We start from the raw sequence: 17,807 nt of genomic DNA, 5'->3' as shown, positions 1-17,807 counted from the left end.
AATGACCAACATAACACATGTTTCAATCTAAATCAACAATTTTCAATCTTTTATTTCGTCGCATATAACTCTGAATGATGTGTTTTGTGTCTCTATTATTTTCCATGGGTGTAATCAGCGATTTTAAAATAGCTCTGTTATTAATTTGATGATTTAGATCAAAAAATCCCATACCTTTAAAAACCCCATTTTCAATTAAAAACACACTTTTTTCTTCAATGGTACGCCCTTTGTCAATGATAAGCATATCTTTATTTGCGTAGCTAAATTTTTCTATCAGTGCATTGACGCGCTCATTATACGATGTAGCAGGTTCTTCATTAATACATGCACCAAGACATTCTTTTACATCATATTTAAAACAACTCGTTTTTGTTGCATACAAATTGGTGAGTTTTTGGCACAGATTATACGTGTCAACAGCTTTAAACATAAACTGTTTTCCACTTCCTCGCGTATTAAAGGTGGTAATAGGTGTTTCTTCTCTACTAGATTTGTCTATAAAAAGGTTGATATAGCCATTTTTGTCAACAACGCTATATAGTGCATGCGTAAAAATAGTTCGTCGTAAGGCTCTATTGAAAATAGGTTTATTTGCTTTTATTTCGGCACTTTCTTTTAAGAGTGCAGCGAGTTCGCTTCCTGTTTTTTCATACGTTACAGTGCTTACTAATTTCTGAATTTTCTTAGACTTAGAATTGGTGCCTGTAAAATGTTGAATAATGCGTTTTCTAATATTTTTACTTTTACCAATATATATGATTTCACCATTGGCATTGTGGATATAATACACACCTGTGTCAGCAGGTAGTTGTTCTATGATATCTTTAAGGTTAGGAGCTATTTTAGATTTTTGCTCAACCTTAATAGCATCTTTTACAATAACTTTATCCAAATCTTTATTTAAGAGTAATTTGAATAACTTTACAGTAGCCATAGCATCACCATTAGCGCGATGACGTTCACTCATTGGAATGCCTAGTGAGCGTGTTAATTTACCTAAACTATACGAAGGCATATCTGGGATGAGCTGCTGAGAGAGCTCAACCGTGCAAAGTGTTTTTCTTTTAAATGGAAACCCTAATCGCTTAAATTCGGTTTTAAGAATTCTATAATCAAAAGAAGAATTGTGAGCAACGATGATACAGTCTTCAGTAATTTCAACGATGCGTTTCGCCACCTCATAAAATTTGGGGGCATTTTTAAGCATCTTTGAATTAATTCCTGTAAGATTGACTACAAAAGGTTGAATGTCGCGTTCAGGATTCACCAAAGAAATAAATTGGTCGGTTACCTTATGACCATCAAATTGATAAATTGCGATTTCTGTTATGCCTTCTTCATTGTATTTTCCACCAGTGGTTTCTATGTCTAGTATTGCGTAAATAGTAATATTTGTTTTACATCATTTAGAGCAGTGTGAAGTCAAATTGTTGGCTTCCTCGTATCTAATTCGAAATGACGTGTTAATTATAATTTCTAGACCCAAAGATACTACTTCCTACACGAACCATAGTACTTCCACAATCAATTGCCAACATATAGTCTCCACTCATGCCCATACTGATTGTTTTAAGTTCTGGGTTTATCGCTTTAAGTTCTGTGAATGTGTGTTTTAGGAATTTGAATTCATTCTCAACTTGTGTCATGTCATCTGTAAAAGTGGCCATGCCCATAACTCCAACTATTCTAATATTCTTTAATTCTGAAAACTCATCAGACCGTAAAAGGGTAGAAGCATCTGAAGCAGACATACCAAATTTACTATCTTCTTCTGCAATTTTAATTTGAAGTAAGCAGTCTATAATTCTATTGTGTTTTTTGGCTTGCTTGTTTATTTCGTTTAGTAATTTAAAACTTTCTACTCCGTGAATTAATTTCACAAATTCAGCCATATATTTCACTTTATTACGCTGAACGTGACCAATCATATGCCACTCAATATCTTTTGGCATTTCGACATATTTATCTGCCATTTCTTGGATTTTATTTTCTCCAAAAATACGCTGACCAGCATCGTAAGCTTCCATTAAATCAGACACGGGTTTAGTTTTTGAAACAGCGACTAAAGTGATATGTTCGGGTAATGTTGATTTTATACGACTTAGATTTTGTTTTATGCTCATTTTTAAGATTTTAGATTCAGTTATGTCGTTCTAATTCATAACTAAAGAACTGTGTTTTTTAGTACTCGTAGATGGTAATGCCACTTCGCAACTTAGGTAAAATATAAGTGCTCTTTGGAGGCATGGTTAAACCTTCGTCTGCAATTTGTTTCATTTGTTCAACATTGGAAGGGCACATCCCAAAGCCAACACTATATGTTCCGCTATCAACACTACTTTTAATAGTAATCATTTCGTGTTGACCACTAACATACGAAATTCTGTTGTCATGTCTTAGGTCATTTATTCCTAAAATAGGTTGAAGAATTGTTTTATACAGTACCTGCGCATCTAATTGATCTAATGCGGTATGGATTTCGTAGGCCGTTTTTCGTAAATAAAGCGAATAGAATTCACCATCCAAATACATGCTAAAATGATGTGGTTTTGTTGACTTGTAAGGTATCAATCCTCTGTTTTCTATTCTGTATGACGCATCTAATTTTATTAGGAATTCTTCTTTTGTAAAGCCATTTAAGTCTTTAATCAATCTATTAAACTCATGAATGACTAAATCGGATTCCGGAATTAAATACGACATAAAAAAGTTGTACGATTCATTGCCGTTATGATTAGGGTTTTTTGCTTTTTCGTCTTTATATAATAAGTAAGATGAAGCTGATCTATGATGACCATCCGCAATATAAATAGTATTCATTTTTTTGAATTCACTTTGAATCGTAGCAATAGTATCGGCATCATCTATTTTCCATAAATAGTGCGTGTCTCTGTAGGTCATTGTAAACTCAAACTCCGCATGTCCCTTTTGAGCGTCTTTTATAATATGAGCAATAATGGCATTGTCTGGATAGGTTAATAAAACAGGTTCTGCATTAAAGCCAACGGTTTGTAAGTAGCTTTTAAAGGTTTCTTCACGTTTGGCAATGGTATCCTCATGTTTTTTTATGATGTCATTTTCGTAATCCTCAGCACTTGTTGCGGCCACAATACCGTTGAATTCTTGTCCGTGCCGGTTCACAATTTTATACACATAAAACGATGGTTTTTCATCTTGAACAAACACGCCATCCTCCTTAAATTCCAAATACCTGTTTTTTACCAATCTATAGCGTTCTTCACCTGTCACTTCTTGGTCGTATTTATAACCAGGATTCACAATATGAAGAAAACTATAAGGATTATAAGCCATTCGAGATTCGCGCTCATCAATTGTATAGCTTTGATATGGACGCGCAGCAACGAGGCCAACGATTGCTCTTGTTGGTCTTACGGCTTTGAATGGGATTATTTTGGGCATTTTTTTAGTGAAAAGTGTAAAGTGAAAAGTGTTGAGTAAATAGTAAGGGTTCTTATTTATGTAATTTTACTTTATGTTAAGATTCTTTTGAACCGAATTTATTAGGATTCAATATCATATAATTTATGAGATTAGCTATGTCTTGTGATTCTTTCAGTAAGTTGTTATAGGTCTCATTTGAAATATAATCACAAGCTAAAGCAAATTCTAGCCAAGTTTGTGTTTCTCCATTTTCAGCATCACAATCTGTTAGTTTACTAATAAAATGTTTAGGATATCGTCGCTTTCTATAGGCTTCAGATAAATTAGCGCAAACACTTCTCGACGATCTTCTTATTTGATCAGTTAATGAATAAGTTTCTTCTTTAGGAAATTCCTTTGATAGCTGAAATATGTCCATTGCTAATTTAAAACCTTTTTTATAAGCTAATAAATCTTGTACTTTCATTAATTACTGTATTAATTGAGTAATCTTACTTCACACTTCACACTTCACACTTCACACTTCACACTTCACACTTGACACTTTTTACTTCAAAAACTGCCCAGCAACCGTCTCAGCCTTCCGACTTTCAGAATAATTATAAAAACCTTCACCAGATTTAACACCTAATTTACCTGCCATAACCATGTTAACTAATAAAGGGCAAGGTGCATATTTAGGGTTTTTAAAGCCATCATACATCACATTAAGAATAGATAAACACACATCTAAACCTATAAAATCAGCGAGTTGTAACGGACCCATAGGATGTGCCATTCCTAATTTCATAACGGTATCAATTTCTTCAACACCAGCAACTCCGTTGTAAAGTGTTTCAATAGATTCGTTAATCATTGGCATTAAAATACGATTAGCCACAAAACCAGGATAATCGTTCACTTCTGTTGGTACTTTACCTAATGTTTTAGATAAATCCATAATCGTTGTCGTAACCTCATCACTTGTGTTATAACCTCTGATAATTTCTACCAATTTCATAATGGGCACAGGATTCATAAAGTGCATACCTATCACTTTTTCCGGACGTGATGTTACAGCTGCAATTTGAGTAATGGAAATTGAAGAGGTATTAGTTGCTAAAATGGTGTTTTCATCACAAACCTCGTCGAGCTGTTTGAAAATTTTCAGTTTTAAATCGATGTTTTCCGTAGCTGCTTCAACCACTAAATCAGCATTTTTTACACCGTCTTCAGTACTTGTGAATGTTGTAATGTTTCCTAAAGTAGTCGATTTATCATCCTCGCTTATTTTTTCTTTAGCGACCATTCTGTCTAAATTTCGAGAAATGGTATCCATCCCTCGTTTTAGAGAAGCTTCACTAATATCAATAAGTTGAACGTTAAATCCGGATTGTGCAAAGGTATGCGCAATACCATTTCCCATGGTTCCTGCACCTATAACTGCTATGTTTTTCATAATTTTAAATAGCCCATCCTAACCTTCCCAAAGGGAAGGAATTCTTACTCGGGCATAATAAGAATTTTGTTTACTATCCTTAATCCTTTCTACTTCGACTACGCTTAGCACAGGCTACGAAAGGAAAATGTTATGTTAATTTATGTCTAATTTACTATTTCTTTTTAGGGTTTGAGTGATTCGTACGAGTATCTCCTTCCTTCTGGGAAGGGATAGGGAAGGGCCTCTTTTGGATTTTAAAACTGATTAATAATCATGTTGGCTACACGTAAGGCCTCAGTACCATCATGTAACGTTACAATCGGTTTTGTGTTATTAGTGATGGCATCAGCAAACGTTTCGAGTTCATCTAGAATAGCATTATTGTTGGCAATGTCTGGATTGTCGAAATAGATTTGTTTTTTAACGCCTTCTGCATTTTGAAGAATCATATCAAAATCACCAGGTTGTTCTGGAGCATCTTTCATTTTAACCACTTCACATTTCTTTTCTAAAAAATCGACTGAGATGTACGCATCTCTTTGAAAGAAACGTGTTTTACGCATATTCTTTAACGAAATTCTACTGGCGGTTAAATTCGCTACACAACCATTTTTAAATTCTATACGTGCATTCGCAATATCTGGTGTTTCACTTACGACTGAAACTCCACTTGCAGAAATATGTTTTACAGGTGATTGAACCACCGAAAGAATAATATCTATATCATGAATCATTAAATCTAAAACCACTGGCACATCTGTACCACGAGGATTAAATTCAGCAAGTCTGTGACATTCAATAAACATCGGGTTTTTAATCTGATCTTTCACTCCAATAAAAGCAGGGTTAAAACGCTCTACATGCCCAACCTGACCTTTTACTCCGTGTTCTGCCACCAAAGTTCTAATAGTTTCGGCTTCCTCAACGGTATTTGTAATTGGCTTTTCTATAAAGATATGTTTCCCTTTTTTAATGGCTTGTTTCGCACAATCATAATGGGAAAGGGTAGGAGTGACAATATCAACAATATCTACAGCATCGATTAAATCATCTATGGAATCAAAATAGGTATAGCCAAATTCTTCCACAACACGTTTTGCATTTTCAGCATCTGCATCGTAAAAACCGACCAGGTCATATTTATTGGATTGATTAAGTAATCTTAAATGAATTTTACCAAGGTGACCAGCACCGAGAACTCCCGCTTTTAGCATGTTTTTCTGTTTTTAACAAAAATAGTCGTTTTCGCTCAGAAATTGAAAAAAGAAAATATAAAATACTGCGAAATTGATAAGTGAATATTTCAGAAGGAAAACAGATACTGATCCCTTAAAAGATTGTTTCTTAGATATAAACTAGAATTTGAAATTTTGTTTTAAGAATTTGAACTTTTTGAGGTTGGATTTTGCTTTTCTTTGAGCTATTTTTACGGAAACTAAACTACGCTTTGAAAGATACATTTAAGCATCAAGGGATGCGTCTAAAACTTGTTGATACACTGATTAAAAAAGACATTAAAGATAAAGGTGTCTTAAAAGCCATTGGTAAAATTCCTAGACATTTCTTTATGGATTCTAGTTTTATAGATCATGCTTACCAAGATAAAGCGTTTCCTATTGCTGCAGATCAAACGATTTCTCAACCTTATACCGTGGCTTTTCAATCTGAATTATTACAAGTAAAACCTGGTGATAAAGTTTTAGAAATTGGAACTGGTAGTGGTTATCAAACCGCAGTCCTTTTGGAACTTGGAGCGAAAGTTTATAGTATTGAGCGTCAACAAGAACTCTTTAAGAAAACTTCGAAGTTTTTACCTAAAATTGGATATAGAGCAAAGAGCCTTATTTTTGGTGATGGTTATAAAGGTTTACCAGATGAAGCACCATTTCAAAGTATTATTGTAACTGCAGGAGCACCTTATGTACCTAACCCTTTATTGAGTCAATTAGCTATTGGAGGACGTCTCGTAATTCCTGTTGGAGATGATGTGCAGGTCATGACTATGTTTATCAGAAAAGGTCCAAAAGAATTTGAAAAGCACGAGTTTGGTGATTTCAGATTTGTACCAATGTTAGAGGATAAGAATTAGGTTTTTATTTTAAGAATTTAGTGTGCTTAGCCTTTAGAATAAAGAATCAAAAATTAAGAATTAAGACTTGATTTGAAAGTCGGTTTAAAAGTTGAAAAATTAAAGTTATAGACATTACGATGTTGTAATACGTTTTCTATTCCACTTTTATTTTTATTTCTGTTGATTCAAAAGGGTTACCTTCAATCCCGTAAACTGTTCTGCAGTTTCCCATAATTAATATACTAGGATTATCGAGCAGATATTTTTTGTCTATTTTATTCTTTATTTTCAATTCTGGTATATCAATCACTATTTTATTTTCCGTTTCAGAAATGGTACCTAAAATTTTTTTTTCAAATGGCTTTTCCTTTGATATGGTATAGTTATCTACATATTCACTATCATCTCCGGTTAAACTAGGTCCTTCAATAAAACGTTTTTTTATTTCCTGAGTTAACCCAAGATGTTCAGCTTTTGATAAAAATGAAATTTCGAAATTATTTAGATTTTTATAGAGCCTAATGGTTTTTTCCGCTTCGATTGGTACAATACGGACTGTTAATTCAAAGTTATCATTGGATTGATATGTCTCTTTGTCAAATTCTATATACAGTTTAGTGTCTTCAAAATCATTTTTAGAGCAACTGAATGCTAAAATTAATAGTAGCAAAATGGCTAAGTGATTCTTCATTTTATATATGCTATAATTATTAAATCTCAATCCTCTTTTAAAAATTTAAATTAGACTAATGCGTTGCCTTCGTAAAAGCATCTTTTCCTCCAACTATTGGCAATGTTAATTTAGTACTTCCTAAATGTATCATCAGTTCTGTCCCTGGCTTTGGATGTAATGTAAATTCTTTGTCGCTTGAAAATATCATTAAGCCAATTTGTTGTCCTGCTTTTATAATTTGATCATCAGGTTGTAAATCAAAGGTTATCGTATAATCTTTTCCAATTACTAAATCTTCTTCTTTAGTTAATGATTTGTGGTTTTTTGGATCAGCCCAACCACGTGTAATAATGTTATCCGTAATCTTTACATCTTTCCCTTCTTGCCAAGGTAACGAGACCAACCAAACCGATAAATTGGCTGCTGGTTTACTGCTGGCTAATGCAATAGTGACTTGTGGAACACCAGAAATGTGAAGGTCTTCTTTCAATTTAGCAGTCACATAGAGTAATCTGTTTTTTGAGTAAGCTATTTTAGCAAGTTCACTTCCCGAAATAGTGGCGTCATCTATAAGCATTTCACCTGCAGCCGTAACCTTGTTAAGTGTTAATCCTCCAGACATAACTCCTCCTGCTGTGAGATTAAGGGTTACATCTGAAGCCTCTGGATTTGGATAATCTTTATAAGCTGTTGGTTCTTGTGGGTTATCATATTCTCTAACAATGTAAGCATTGTTTTCAGCTTTTTCCACACCATTGTCAATACCATGAAGATACTTTGTAAACCATTTATTCATCATAGACATTGGAGGTGGTCCACCATGGCCATTTTGGTGATAGTAAATCTGAGTTGGTAGTCCCTTTTCTTTTGCGGCTTTATAAATGCGGTAGCTGTGTTCTGGCATGACATTCCAATCGTTAAAACCATGAGACATTAATAAAGCAGCTTTCATGTTATCCATTTGATTAAGGTAATCTCTTCCTTCCCAAAATTCGTTATAATCGCCAGTTTCTCTATCCATACCGTTTTTCATTTCGGTATCTCTAATGGTTTCGTTATTGTATGGCCTGTTTTCTTCTTTCCCACTATGTACAAAATCATAAAGGACATCGATATCTTCACCCAAATAACCACCTGGTGAACGTACCAAACCGTTAGAACGGTAATAATGATAATAAGAAGTGTTTGGTGCAATAGGAATAATGGCTTCTAAACCTTCAACTCCTGTGGTTGCGGCTGCTAAAGGTAAAGTTCCGTTATAGGATGTGCCAGTCATTCCCACTTTTCCTGTGGACCAATAAGCTTCTACTTCTTCGGTTCCTTCTCGTTCGGTGTAGCCTTTTGATCTGCCACACAACCAATCGATAACTGCTTTTGGAGCTAAGGATTCATTTTGCCCACCAATAGTTGGTGCTCCGTCAGAAAGACCTGTTCCTGGTGATGAAGAATGCACTACGATATAACCTCTAGGGACCCATTTTCTTAAGTGCGAATTGGAAATAATTGGACGTTGCCCTCTTCTGGTCACTTCAGGGTGAACACGTTCTTTTGCTGTGTCTCCTAATTCTATTTCAACATCCCACATGACTCCTGGTAAATCGCCAGCGACTCCAGCGAAATATGGACTTGTCACATAGATTATAGGTAGTTTTAAACCTTCGGTTTCTGTTTGTTCAGGTCGTGTGACTGCCACATGCATGCGGTCTGGTTTACCATCACCATCAGTGTCAAATTCGGTTTCGACCCATAAATCGTGTCGAATCCATTTATTAGTATCACTAAAACCTTCAACAATTTGAGCTTCTCCATCTTTGAAAATAGGTGTTGCTTTTTCTGTGGTGTTTTGGGCGCAACTTAGGATTGAAATTGACAACGCAATAATTAAAGTTGAAATGGATTTTGGTGAGATGATCATAATTCAATGGATTTTTAATTTTCTAGTGCTGTTAAGATACTCTGAATATTAGGATTATTTTCCAATTCAAGAGTTTTAGTATAGTATTTTTTTGCAAGAACAGTATCGTTTTGTAATAAGTAAAAGTCAGCTAAATCTTTAAAAACGCCCGGTCTATTGGGATAATATCCAATATTTAGTTCATAATTTTCAAGTGCTTGTTTTGGTAATTTATGATAGTTAAGCAGCATACTAGCATTACTACTAACCCAATTTTTATCAGGTTTAAACGTATAACCTAATTTTTGTGATACCTTATTAAAATGCTTTTTTGTTAAACTAGCAAAGTGGTCGTCACTAGTTTTGGGTACAAAAAATTTACTACGATATTTGTGCTCTTCCTTAAATTCAAACCAAGAATAAAAAAACCGTAAACCGTCTAGTTGAGCTAAATATGCCGTACTTCCATGAGTATCGTTATTATAATATTTCCAACTCGTATTCAAGTTCGTATCAGAATAATTTATTTGGTCCACAAGGTCTAAGGAGTGACGCACATATTTATTAGCGGTAATGGTGTCTTTTTTTATACTTTCTAGATGACTTCCATAAGTGGCCGTATTCGCAATGGCGATATAAAGATTTTTATTTTGAAGTTGCTTTCCCGTTAAACTATAAGTTGGATTGTTTAGAAAAAGGTTATTGTCAAAATAAAGACTGCCATCTATCAATAAATAATTATCAAACATTTCGGGATGCTTGGTTAGCGCATGCATAACGACTAAACCTCCAAATGAGTGTCCAATAATTGTTCGGTGTTGAGCACCTGAATAATTTTGCTCTATATACGGAAATAGTTCAGTTTTTATAAATTCTAGAAACTGAGATCCTCCTCCAAACTGTTTTGGTTTTCGGGCTGTAGTTGGAGAGAAATCCATCATTCGGCTTTCATTATTAATATTAGATATGCCTACTACAATCATTTCAGGTAGGATTTTAGTATCATGCATTTCACTATACTGTTTCAGCATTCCCACAAACGGAACAAAATTATAGCGACCATCCAACAAATAAACTACGGGATACTGTTTTCTTTTCCTGTTAGGGTCTTTTGCGCTCTCCGGAATATAGATAATAAGTTCTCGCTCTTGGTTGAGCATTTTGGAATATATTGTATCTATAATACCTAGTTGAAGTCCAGAGTTTGAAGTCGTAGATGATTTTTCTAATATATCTTTCTTTTTATGTTGTATACATGAAACACTAGCCAAAACTAAGATAATAAGGATTTGATTTTTAAATTTCGGCATGGAAGCTTGGTGTCATTTAGTGATTGCCATAAAAATAAACACTTAAAAATAAACATCACTTAAATCTGAGATTTGTTTTTTGAAAATAAAACTCCTAAAACGAATAGCGAAAAGCCATAATTTTAGGAGTTGTTTTCATAACTGTGCTATTTGGTTATTTGGTGTTCCCAACTAGCTCCACTAATATCTGTCATTTTTATGGTGTAATTACCACTTGGTAAATTCTGAAGTTCGGAAGTGTTGAATTTCAATTTGGCTTTGGCACCCAAAGGTGTGATTAAACTGTGTTTGCCAGGTTTTATTTTTGCTATATAATAATTTTCTATAACATGTTCAGGTAAGTTGGCCAACTGATTTTGAGTATAGTTTGTAACCACATTGCCGTTCTTATCTTTAAGTTCTATGCCGATAATCCAAGCTCCATAAACATCAACACCTTCAACTCTAAAAACATCAAAAGAAAGTCCGTTTTTATCCAATTTTCCTTCTGTAATTTCAAGTTTAGGTTTTACAGATTTGTTGTGCAAAGTTCCCCAAAGTCCACCATGAAACACTTGATTAGTATAGAGGGTTAGTCCTAATATAAAAAATGAACCTACAATTACAACTTTACCAAATAGGCTATTCTTAATAGGATGTAAGCCAGAACCTAACCAAGCAAACCATTTCTTTTTAGTGAAAGCGATATTCTTATTCATTAAATAATTATCTAAAGAAAATCGTCCGCTTCCTGTTAAGAATAAAACAAAACCTGTAGCAATACCAAGCACTCCAATCTGCCATTCATCTAAGCAGGTGGTGCCAATCCAACCCGAACCTAAAAGGATGCCCATGGCCAAGCCAAAGACTCCAATACTCATTAATCTGGTGAATAATCCGAATATAATGAATAAGCCAACGATGCCTTCAATGATGGTAAATGCTACCATATTGTAATAGAGTATATCAGGATTTTCTACCAAATATTGAATAATAGGTTTTATGCCTAAAGCGTTGGGGAGGAAGTGGTTAAATTTTTCTCCAATATAACCAGGTAATTCTGGATCTAATTTGTTGACTAAAATGGTGCGTCTAAAAAATGCAGAAAAATACGTCCAACCGATGACCATTCTGACTGCAAGGGCTAAGAAACCCGAATCGTTTTTAATATGTAAATTCATGTTGTATATCTATAATGTGAGTAATAATTTTCTACTAGCTAGAATGCTAGACTTAGGTGTGAAGAAAATTAGTTATAGATATGCTTTATTATTTTGAAAGAGAATATAGTAAGGAGCTAAAGGCGGAATTTCGGCTCTAGCATTGTAATATTGTGTTATAGGTCTATCAGCAAGTGAAGCCGTTTTAATATTAAATTGCTTGTACTTTATTAAAATAGCTTGCGAAAGTTGAAGGCTCTGATTAGCTGTTGAAATTATCGTTTCTGTATCTGTAGAAATATCACAACTGCCATTTTTTAGAGACGATATGCTTTTGTTTGAAACTTCTGTTTTGGGAGTTTTAAAAACCTCTTGAATAGAATTTCGGACTTTACAAGGTGAAAAAATCAATAGCACAACCAACCCAATTATGGATAGGATAGAAGTTCGCTGTTTTATGTGGTTTGAAATTCTCACTTCACAAATATGCTATTTACAATTTTAGAAATTTTAAAAAATATGTTAATTGTTGGGAAAAGGGTATCAAGGTTCTCGATACAAATTTCATTCGTACCTCTTGAAATTCACTCGAACTAACATAAGAAACTATTTAAACTATGGTTGAGGTAAATAAGCTTTAGGAATAGGAACTTCTTTAGATTCTTGCTTCCAATATAAATTAATAATCCACCAACGCGTGCCATCATAAAATAATTGAATACTATTAATACCACGCATAAACGGTTGTTCGTCGTCTTTGCTTTTATAAGATTCGTAAGTACTAAAAACGTGTGCAAAGTCTTCAAAAGTTTGTGTTTCTCGTTTTATTTCAATTTCATGAAATCCATTCTCGACTAACCATTGGCCGGAAGTTTTAATATAATCTTCTGTAGACATGTAACGCACGGTTGTTTTTTTATCTTTTTTTCCTATTGGAATAAGTTTAGCGTCTTCTCTGAATAAATGCTTAAATAGATCCCAATTTCGCGCTTCTCCTTTGTTCCCAGAAATTACGGAGTATAAGGTCGCTATGGTACTGTCTATGGTGGCGACTTTACTAGAATAATCTATCTTTTCTTGAGCTGAAATACTTACTGTGATAAGAAATAAAAGTAGTGTGGTTTTTGTTTTCATATTAATTTTTTAGATTGGCTTATTTATAAGTTTAGTCACCAAGTTGCTCTTTTTGTACTAAATACCATTTTCCGTTTTTGCCTTCAAAATAGTATTTGGAATCACCTCCTGTCTCAACTCCATACCAATGAATAACACGTTCATTTGTCGGTCGTAAAATTAAATCAAAGTTATCATATATTTGGGTTCTTTCACTAGCTGTATTTATATAAAATGAATTGTATTTCCATTTGTTTTTAGGTAATGATAGAGTATCAATAGGTCCACCTAAATCACCTTTCCATGTTATATAAGTGAGTGGAAACTTTATTCGGTTCATTTGAAAAGTGGAGTCAGTCATAAAACTCCAAAAGAAAGAATCAAAATTTTCATTATTGTATTTAGGTTCTATTATTTTGTTAGCTTCTCCTTTAAGTGAATTTATAATATTATTAGCGTTTAAAAGTTCTACTTTAAGACTATCTATTGTGTGATTTAAATTAGTCCTTTCATTAGTTGTTTTAGATTCGCAATTAAATATACAAATAACAAAAATTAGAAATAGGGATTTTTTCATCGCATTTTATTTCTTATAAAGTTAAAAGAATTTCAAACCAAATACAATAGCATCGCTCTGAAATCCGTTTTGGTACGAACGTAAATAATCAACTCTTAAGAATCTCCATTTTCCCCAACCAATATTATCAACACCAACGGAATATTCCTGATACGGTTTAAAATCTGGTGTGGCTAATACATGTGCGCCAATGACTAAGTTAAAATTCAACTTATTTAATAATGGCATTTTTCCGAGTAAAAAGCCATTAAAATCGTGTTCTACATGTGCTTCAAAATACGACTCATTGGTGCTCGCCGTATAATAATCTAGATTGTTAAACACATTGGTATAATTCCCTTCAGTACTAATGTGCGTTTGGTTACCGTTAAAATGTTGGTAATCCATAAAGGCCATATCATCAGCATTAAAAAAGGTGCCGGCTTTTAGATTATACATCAATCGACCTTTGTCTTTTACGTTAAATGATTGTATGAGACTTGCTTTTATTTGATCAAAATTATAATCGCTATTGGTGGCGCCAAATCCTTTTTCGTAACCTAAGTACAAGGTTGGGTAATCGTCATTACCAACATTGTATTTAGCATCAGGATAGCTTAAGTATTCTTGTCCAAAATTGATTCTGGCATCAATATTCGCTTTTATAATATTATGGGTTTGAAAAGGCGCAATGCCAAAAGCAGTTTCATCTATTGGATTGTTGCTCGTATATACATCGTTCTCTTCATTAATGAATGTTTGGTCTGTGGTGTTGAAAAGTGCTTTTCGTCTTTCATAACTTACACCTGCATATAATCTGAAGCCGTTGAATAGCTCTTCAGAATAATTTAAAGCAACATAACTCTTGTCATATAGCTTCATGTAATTATCTTCAAAAAAGAGTGTGCTTACGGAATTGATTAATGGAGAAATAGGATTGGATGGATTAAACTGTTCTGCAGAAACTCCACCAGACAACCTTAAAAAGGAATTACTAATACTGTTGAATTTATACAATAACGCACCTGTTGCACGCAAACGTTCATCAGAAAATCCATATTGAATATTTCCACTAGCTCTAAAAAAGCGTTTAAAATCGTCATAATTTTTTGTGTAAAACACATTGGCATTAGCCGTATAACCTTGAACGGTATTGAATTGCACTCCTAGCAATGGAATGTCATAACCTAAGCGATAATCTTTATGAGAATTCTGATAGGTATAGCCTAAGATACTACTGAGTTTAAATTTGTTTCTTACAGCATCTATAGAATCTAAGTATGGTTTAGACTCGCGTAGAATTTGAATACTATCTTTTTTTATATAATCGGTACGTTCTTCAGCAGTTAAAGGCACGGGTCTAATGGCGTTCCAAAATATAGAATCTTTCTTGTTGGCTTCTTTTTCATAAGCCACAATTTCGCGACTAAAATCTTTTCTGGTAAGGCCAGTATTAAATTCATAATTACTGTAAACTGCCGTAAATCGACCTTCACCCTTAATGCCAAATAAGGCATATTTAAAATCAATACTTTGCGAAATTTGAGCCCAAATATCATCAGCTTCAGAATACGAAAAGCTCTGCTGTAGTGCAATGACATCTACCATAGGAATTCGTGCTTGAACACCAGTAATATCTAATTCAATAGCAAAAATATCCCACTGATCTTCTACAATGTAAATGAAGCCAGAAAATACAGGGTCATTTTTTCGTTTTGGTAAAACTTTTACTTTGTTTATGAGGTTTCCTCTGTCGTCGTAAAAAATACCTTCAAGCTTGTAGCGGTAATAACTAAAAGCATTATTAGCAATAGGTGAAACGATTTCATTGCCAAAACTAATGGTGTTATTATAAAAGTTAAAGTCCACATCTAAAGCACTATTAAAGCTAAAGCCGTTGCTATCTCCACTAATTTTTGATGCTGTAATTTTTTCTTTAAGCTTATCAGGATTCAGAAACTGAATTTTAGAAATGGTTTCCGATAAATAGATGATTCCACTTCGTGTAGAATCTAAGCCACCACCTAAATCACCAACATCTTGACCCATTATTTTTTCGGGAGCATCCTTTATTTTAATTAAGCCTCTAGAATAGAAATCGGCTTTAAAAGAGTTTATTTTATCAAGATTAGCTTTACGTTGTGCAATGGCTTGACGCATAATAGCATTGGCGGGATCATTTTCTGCATCAATAAGTACTTCGTTTAACGAAACAGATTCTTCTGTTAACGTTACATCTAACTGATATGGAAATTTATGGATTGTAACTGTCTTTTTTACCGTTTTATAACCCAAATAGCTATACACAATAGTATAGGTTTGTGGCGCGGTAATATTAAGTTCGTAATAACCATCATCATTACTTGTTGTGCCTTTGTACGTATTCTCAATTAAGATATTTACAAAGGGAAGTGGTTCGTTGTTATGGTCTGTAATGTTGCCGGTGATTTGCGCGGACACTAATGTAGTTATACAAATAAGGAAGGCGCTGAGTAGTGTTTTAGTCATAGAGAGTGATTGATGAAAATAATGTTTGAATCGAATTTCACTTCAATTCACAAATTTTGTGCCTAAAGTTGAAAAAATCTTGTGTTACTTATTATAAAAGACGTAAATAAATTGCAAAAGGTTGCATCAAACTTAGACTAAAAATAGAATGTAAAAGTTATAGGAATCTTAAAATTATCGTTTTTGACTAAATAAAATCACAAAAAAACGATATGATATAGACACAAAGTGTTGCTGAAGACTATTCTTTGTTGAGATTTTCGGTAATGGTTTTAGGATTGGGTTGAAGCGTGTTGTTAACCCATTTTAAATTCACTTTAGTTATACTAGACTTCTCCCAAGTAGGTTCATTTTCAAGATTATCCATTTCTGAATATTGTCCATGTTCCTGAAAATAAATTATTTTGTCTTGTTCTCCTTTAGGATCATTAGGGAAAATTAAATTCTCTGATTCCCAAAATCCAATATCTGCACTTGAAAAAACGTCAATGACTTTGTATAGGTTGTTACTGTCTAGAAAAAGGTAGTAGCCGCCAGAATTTGCTCCGCAAGATTCTGGGAGGTAATTAATAAATAGAATATTATCAATGCTATTAACACCGCGATTATTATAGAGGTTTATCTTAAAACCGTAATTGCTTCCAAGAAATTCTGATTTGTTTTCAAAATATTCAGTCTTAGAATTAATAAGTGCCCTTGTAATAATATATAGTTTCTCTTCAACTATTTCTGTAGCAAATAGAAATCGAACATTATCAGCTTTCTTTTCTACTATTGAAATTAAACCACCTACAACATAACCGTGTTGGTTGTTGTGTTCTACTTTATACCATGGCGAGTTTATGCCGTTATACACAAACGATTCAGAACTCTTTTCAATAATTCTTAGCGGTTCTCCTATGGTTAAAAATTTAACAACATCAGAGTCAACAGATGGAGATTGTCTTAATTTTACGTTATCACCAAATAAATAAACAATCTGGTCTGTTTTAAACTCTTGATTAATTTCTAAATGGTTGCTGTCTTGAGCGAAGCTGAAGTTTAACGCTAAAACAAATACAATTATAAACCTGTTCATTTCTAATATGTACTATCGGAAATCTTTTTTGATACGATCTAAATTACGTTTATTATCACGATCTTTAATGGTCTCGCGTTTGTCGTAGAGTTTTTTACCTTTCCCTAATCCAATAATAAGTTTAGCCAAACCTCTGTCGTTAAGAAATAATTTTAGAGGAATGATAGCATTACCCTTTACATCCATTTCTTTTTTCAACTTTTTAAGCTCTTTTTTGTTAAGTAAAAGTTTACGTTCCGCTTTTGGTCTGTGGTTGTAATAGGTGCCGTATTTGTACTCTTCAACCGTCATATTAATAACAAACAATTCCCCTTTGTCATTAAATTCACAAAAACTTTCAGCAATAGAAGCTTTGCTAGATCTTATGGATTTAATCTCAGTTCCGGTAAGTACAATTCCAGCCGTATATTTATCTGATATCTCGTACTGAAATTTGGCTTTCTTATTTAATATGTTAATCGTTTTTTGCATGGGTGTCAAAGATAACAAAGTAAGATAGAAATTTGAAGGTAGAACTACACAAAAAAGTTAGAAGATGAAAGAAATAGAATACAATGATTTTATGTTCCATTATACAGAGACCGTTTTGAGAAAAGGCCATACTTATATAACGAAACATTTAATTACTAAAATAAACAGA

Annotated in this window: 17 protein-coding genes; 1 reads left to right on the top strand and 16 read right to left on the bottom strand. The window is 33.5% G+C overall.

Annotation, left to right across the window (positions count from 1 at the left end; genetic code table 11):
- Positions 1–22: 22 nt before the first annotated feature.
- From KO515_RS17490 to KO515_RS17465, 6 genes are all read right to left on the bottom strand, one after another.
- On the bottom strand, positions 23–1,387 hold the full coding sequence (locus tag KO515_RS17490; RefSeq protein ID WP_215937682.1) for an exonuclease domain-containing protein: 1,365 nt from the start codon (positions 1,385–1,387) through the stop codon (positions 23–25).
- A gap of 79 nt (positions 1,388–1,466) precedes the next feature.
- Positions 1,467–2,126 (bottom strand): YggS family pyridoxal phosphate-dependent enzyme, encoded by a 660-nt coding sequence (locus KO515_RS17485; protein WP_215937624.1) that lies wholly within the window; start codon positions 2,124–2,126, stop codon positions 1,467–1,469.
- Between the two features lie 58 nt (positions 2,127–2,184).
- Positions 2,185–3,423 carry a DUF1015 domain-containing protein gene (locus KO515_RS17480; RefSeq protein ID WP_215937623.1) on the bottom strand — a complete coding sequence of 413 codons (1,239 nt, stop codon included), beginning with the start codon at positions 3,421–3,423 and terminating at the stop codon, positions 2,185–2,187.
- A gap of 76 nt (positions 3,424–3,499) precedes the next feature.
- Entirely contained in the window at positions 3,500–3,871 is a 372-nt protein-coding gene (locus KO515_RS17475) for a four helix bundle protein (protein WP_215937622.1), read from the bottom strand.
- Between the two features lie 81 nt (positions 3,872–3,952).
- Positions 3,953–4,843: a 3-hydroxyacyl-CoA dehydrogenase family protein gene (locus KO515_RS17470; protein WP_215937621.1), complete on the bottom strand. Its 891-nt coding sequence runs from the start codon at positions 4,841–4,843 to the stop codon at positions 3,953–3,955.
- A gap of 236 nt (positions 4,844–5,079) precedes the next feature.
- The gene (locus KO515_RS17465) at positions 5,080–6,039 is read right to left on the bottom strand and encodes a Gfo/Idh/MocA family protein (protein WP_215937620.1); all 960 of its coding nucleotides are present in this window, start codon (positions 6,037–6,039) and stop codon (positions 5,080–5,082) included.
- Between the two features lie 233 nt (positions 6,040–6,272).
- Here KO515_RS17465 and KO515_RS17460 point away from each other — a divergent pair, with 233 nt between their 5' ends.
- Complete coding sequence (locus KO515_RS17460) at positions 6,273–6,914, top strand: protein-L-isoaspartate(D-aspartate) O-methyltransferase (protein ID WP_215937619.1); 642 nt, start codon at positions 6,273–6,275, stop codon at positions 6,912–6,914.
- A gap of 136 nt (positions 6,915–7,050) precedes the next feature.
- Here the strand turns inward: KO515_RS17460 and KO515_RS17455 are convergent, their stop codons facing one another.
- From KO515_RS17455 to smpB, 10 genes are all read right to left on the bottom strand, one after another.
- Entirely contained in the window at positions 7,051–7,587 is a 537-nt protein-coding gene (locus KO515_RS17455) for a hypothetical protein (protein WP_215937618.1), read from the bottom strand.
- A 55-nt stretch (positions 7,588–7,642) separates the two neighbouring features.
- The gene (locus tag KO515_RS17450) at positions 7,643–9,484 is read right to left on the bottom strand and encodes a Xaa-Pro dipeptidyl-peptidase (RefSeq protein WP_215937617.1); all 1,842 of its coding nucleotides are present in this window, start codon (positions 9,482–9,484) and stop codon (positions 7,643–7,645) included.
- Positions 9,485–9,498: 14 nt separating this feature from the next.
- Positions 9,499–10,773, bottom strand: coding sequence for an alpha/beta hydrolase-fold protein (locus KO515_RS17445; protein WP_215937616.1), 1,275 nt, complete (start codon positions 10,771–10,773; stop codon positions 9,499–9,501).
- Between the two features lie 146 nt (positions 10,774–10,919).
- Positions 10,920–11,933, bottom strand: a complete 1,014-nt coding sequence (locus KO515_RS17440) for a TQO small subunit DoxD (protein ID WP_215937615.1) — start codon at positions 11,931–11,933, stop codon at positions 10,920–10,922.
- A gap of 72 nt (positions 11,934–12,005) precedes the next feature.
- Positions 12,006–12,329, bottom strand: coding sequence for a hypothetical protein (locus tag KO515_RS17435; RefSeq protein ID WP_215937614.1), 324 nt, complete (start codon positions 12,327–12,329; stop codon positions 12,006–12,008).
- 198 nt (positions 12,330–12,527) lie between these two features.
- On the bottom strand, positions 12,528–13,046 hold the full coding sequence (locus KO515_RS17430; protein WP_215937613.1) for a hypothetical protein: 519 nt from the start codon (positions 13,044–13,046) through the stop codon (positions 12,528–12,530).
- Positions 13,047–13,077: 31 nt separating this feature from the next.
- Positions 13,078–13,602, bottom strand: a complete 525-nt coding sequence (locus KO515_RS17425; protein ID WP_215937612.1) for a DUF4348 domain-containing protein — start codon at positions 13,600–13,602, stop codon at positions 13,078–13,080.
- 21 nt (positions 13,603–13,623) lie between these two features.
- Entirely contained in the window at positions 13,624–16,089 is a 2,466-nt protein-coding gene (locus KO515_RS17420; RefSeq protein ID WP_215937611.1) for a DUF5686 and carboxypeptidase regulatory-like domain-containing protein, read from the bottom strand.
- Between the two features lie 241 nt (positions 16,090–16,330).
- Entirely contained in the window at positions 16,331–17,167 is an 837-nt protein-coding gene (locus KO515_RS17415) for an SH3 domain-containing protein (protein ID WP_215937610.1), read from the bottom strand.
- A gap of 12 nt (positions 17,168–17,179) precedes the next feature.
- On the bottom strand, positions 17,180–17,638 hold the full coding sequence (gene smpB / locus KO515_RS17410) for an SsrA-binding protein SmpB (protein WP_215937609.1): 459 nt from the start codon (positions 17,636–17,638) through the stop codon (positions 17,180–17,182).
- Between the last annotated feature and the right edge of the window lie 169 nt (positions 17,639–17,807).

The organism is Winogradskyella psychrotolerans (assembly GCF_018860545.1).
Classification (GTDB): domain Bacteria; phylum Bacteroidota; class Bacteroidia; order Flavobacteriales; family Flavobacteriaceae; genus Winogradskyella; species Winogradskyella psychrotolerans_A.
This window is presented reverse-complemented; position numbering and strand designations above follow the sequence as displayed.

What these genes read in the sequence shown, in the direction of transcription:
- KO515_RS17430 (WP_215937613.1), bottom strand. Translation starts at nt 13,046, where the DNA reads ATGAAAACAAAAACCACACTACTTTTATTTCTTATCACAGTAAGTATT.
- KO515_RS17470 (WP_215937621.1), bottom strand. Translation starts at nt 4,843, where the DNA reads ATGAAAAACATAGCAGTTATAGGTGCAGGAACCATGGGAAATGGTATT.
- KO515_RS17455 (WP_215937618.1), bottom strand. Translation starts at nt 7,587, where the DNA reads ATGAAGAATCACTTAGCCATTTTGCTACTATTAATTTTAGCATTCAGT.
- KO515_RS17425 (WP_215937612.1), bottom strand. Translation starts at nt 13,602, where the DNA reads ATGAAAAAATCCCTATTTCTAATTTTTGTTATTTGTATATTTAATTGC.
- KO515_RS17420 (WP_215937611.1), bottom strand. Translation starts at nt 16,089, where the DNA reads ATGACTAAAACACTACTCAGCGCCTTCCTTATTTGTATAACTACATTA.
- smpB (WP_215937609.1), bottom strand. Translation starts at nt 17,638, where the DNA reads ATGCAAAAAACGATTAACATATTAAATAAGAAAGCCAAATTTCAGTAC.
- KO515_RS17445 (WP_215937616.1), bottom strand. Translation starts at nt 10,773, where the DNA reads ATGCCGAAATTTAAAAATCAAATCCTTATTATCTTAGTTTTGGCTAGT.
- KO515_RS17440 (WP_215937615.1), bottom strand. Translation starts at nt 11,933, where the DNA reads ATGAATTTACATATTAAAAACGATTCGGGTTTCTTAGCCCTTGCAGTC.
- KO515_RS17480 (WP_215937623.1), bottom strand. Translation starts at nt 3,423, where the DNA reads ATGCCCAAAATAATCCCATTCAAAGCCGTAAGACCAACAAGAGCAATC.
- KO515_RS17485 (WP_215937624.1), bottom strand. Translation starts at nt 2,126, where the DNA reads ATGAGCATAAAACAAAATCTAAGTCGTATAAAATCAACATTACCCGAA.
- KO515_RS17450 (WP_215937617.1), bottom strand. Translation starts at nt 9,484, where the DNA reads ATGATCATCTCACCAAAATCCATTTCAACTTTAATTATTGCGTTGTCA.
- KO515_RS17415 (WP_215937610.1), bottom strand. Translation starts at nt 17,167, where the DNA reads ATGAACAGGTTTATAATTGTATTTGTTTTAGCGTTAAACTTCAGCTTC.
- KO515_RS17465 (WP_215937620.1), bottom strand. Translation starts at nt 6,039, where the DNA reads ATGCTAAAAGCGGGAGTTCTCGGTGCTGGTCACCTTGGTAAAATTCAT.
- KO515_RS17475 (WP_215937622.1), bottom strand. Translation starts at nt 3,871, where the DNA reads ATGAAAGTACAAGATTTATTAGCTTATAAAAAAGGTTTTAAATTAGCA.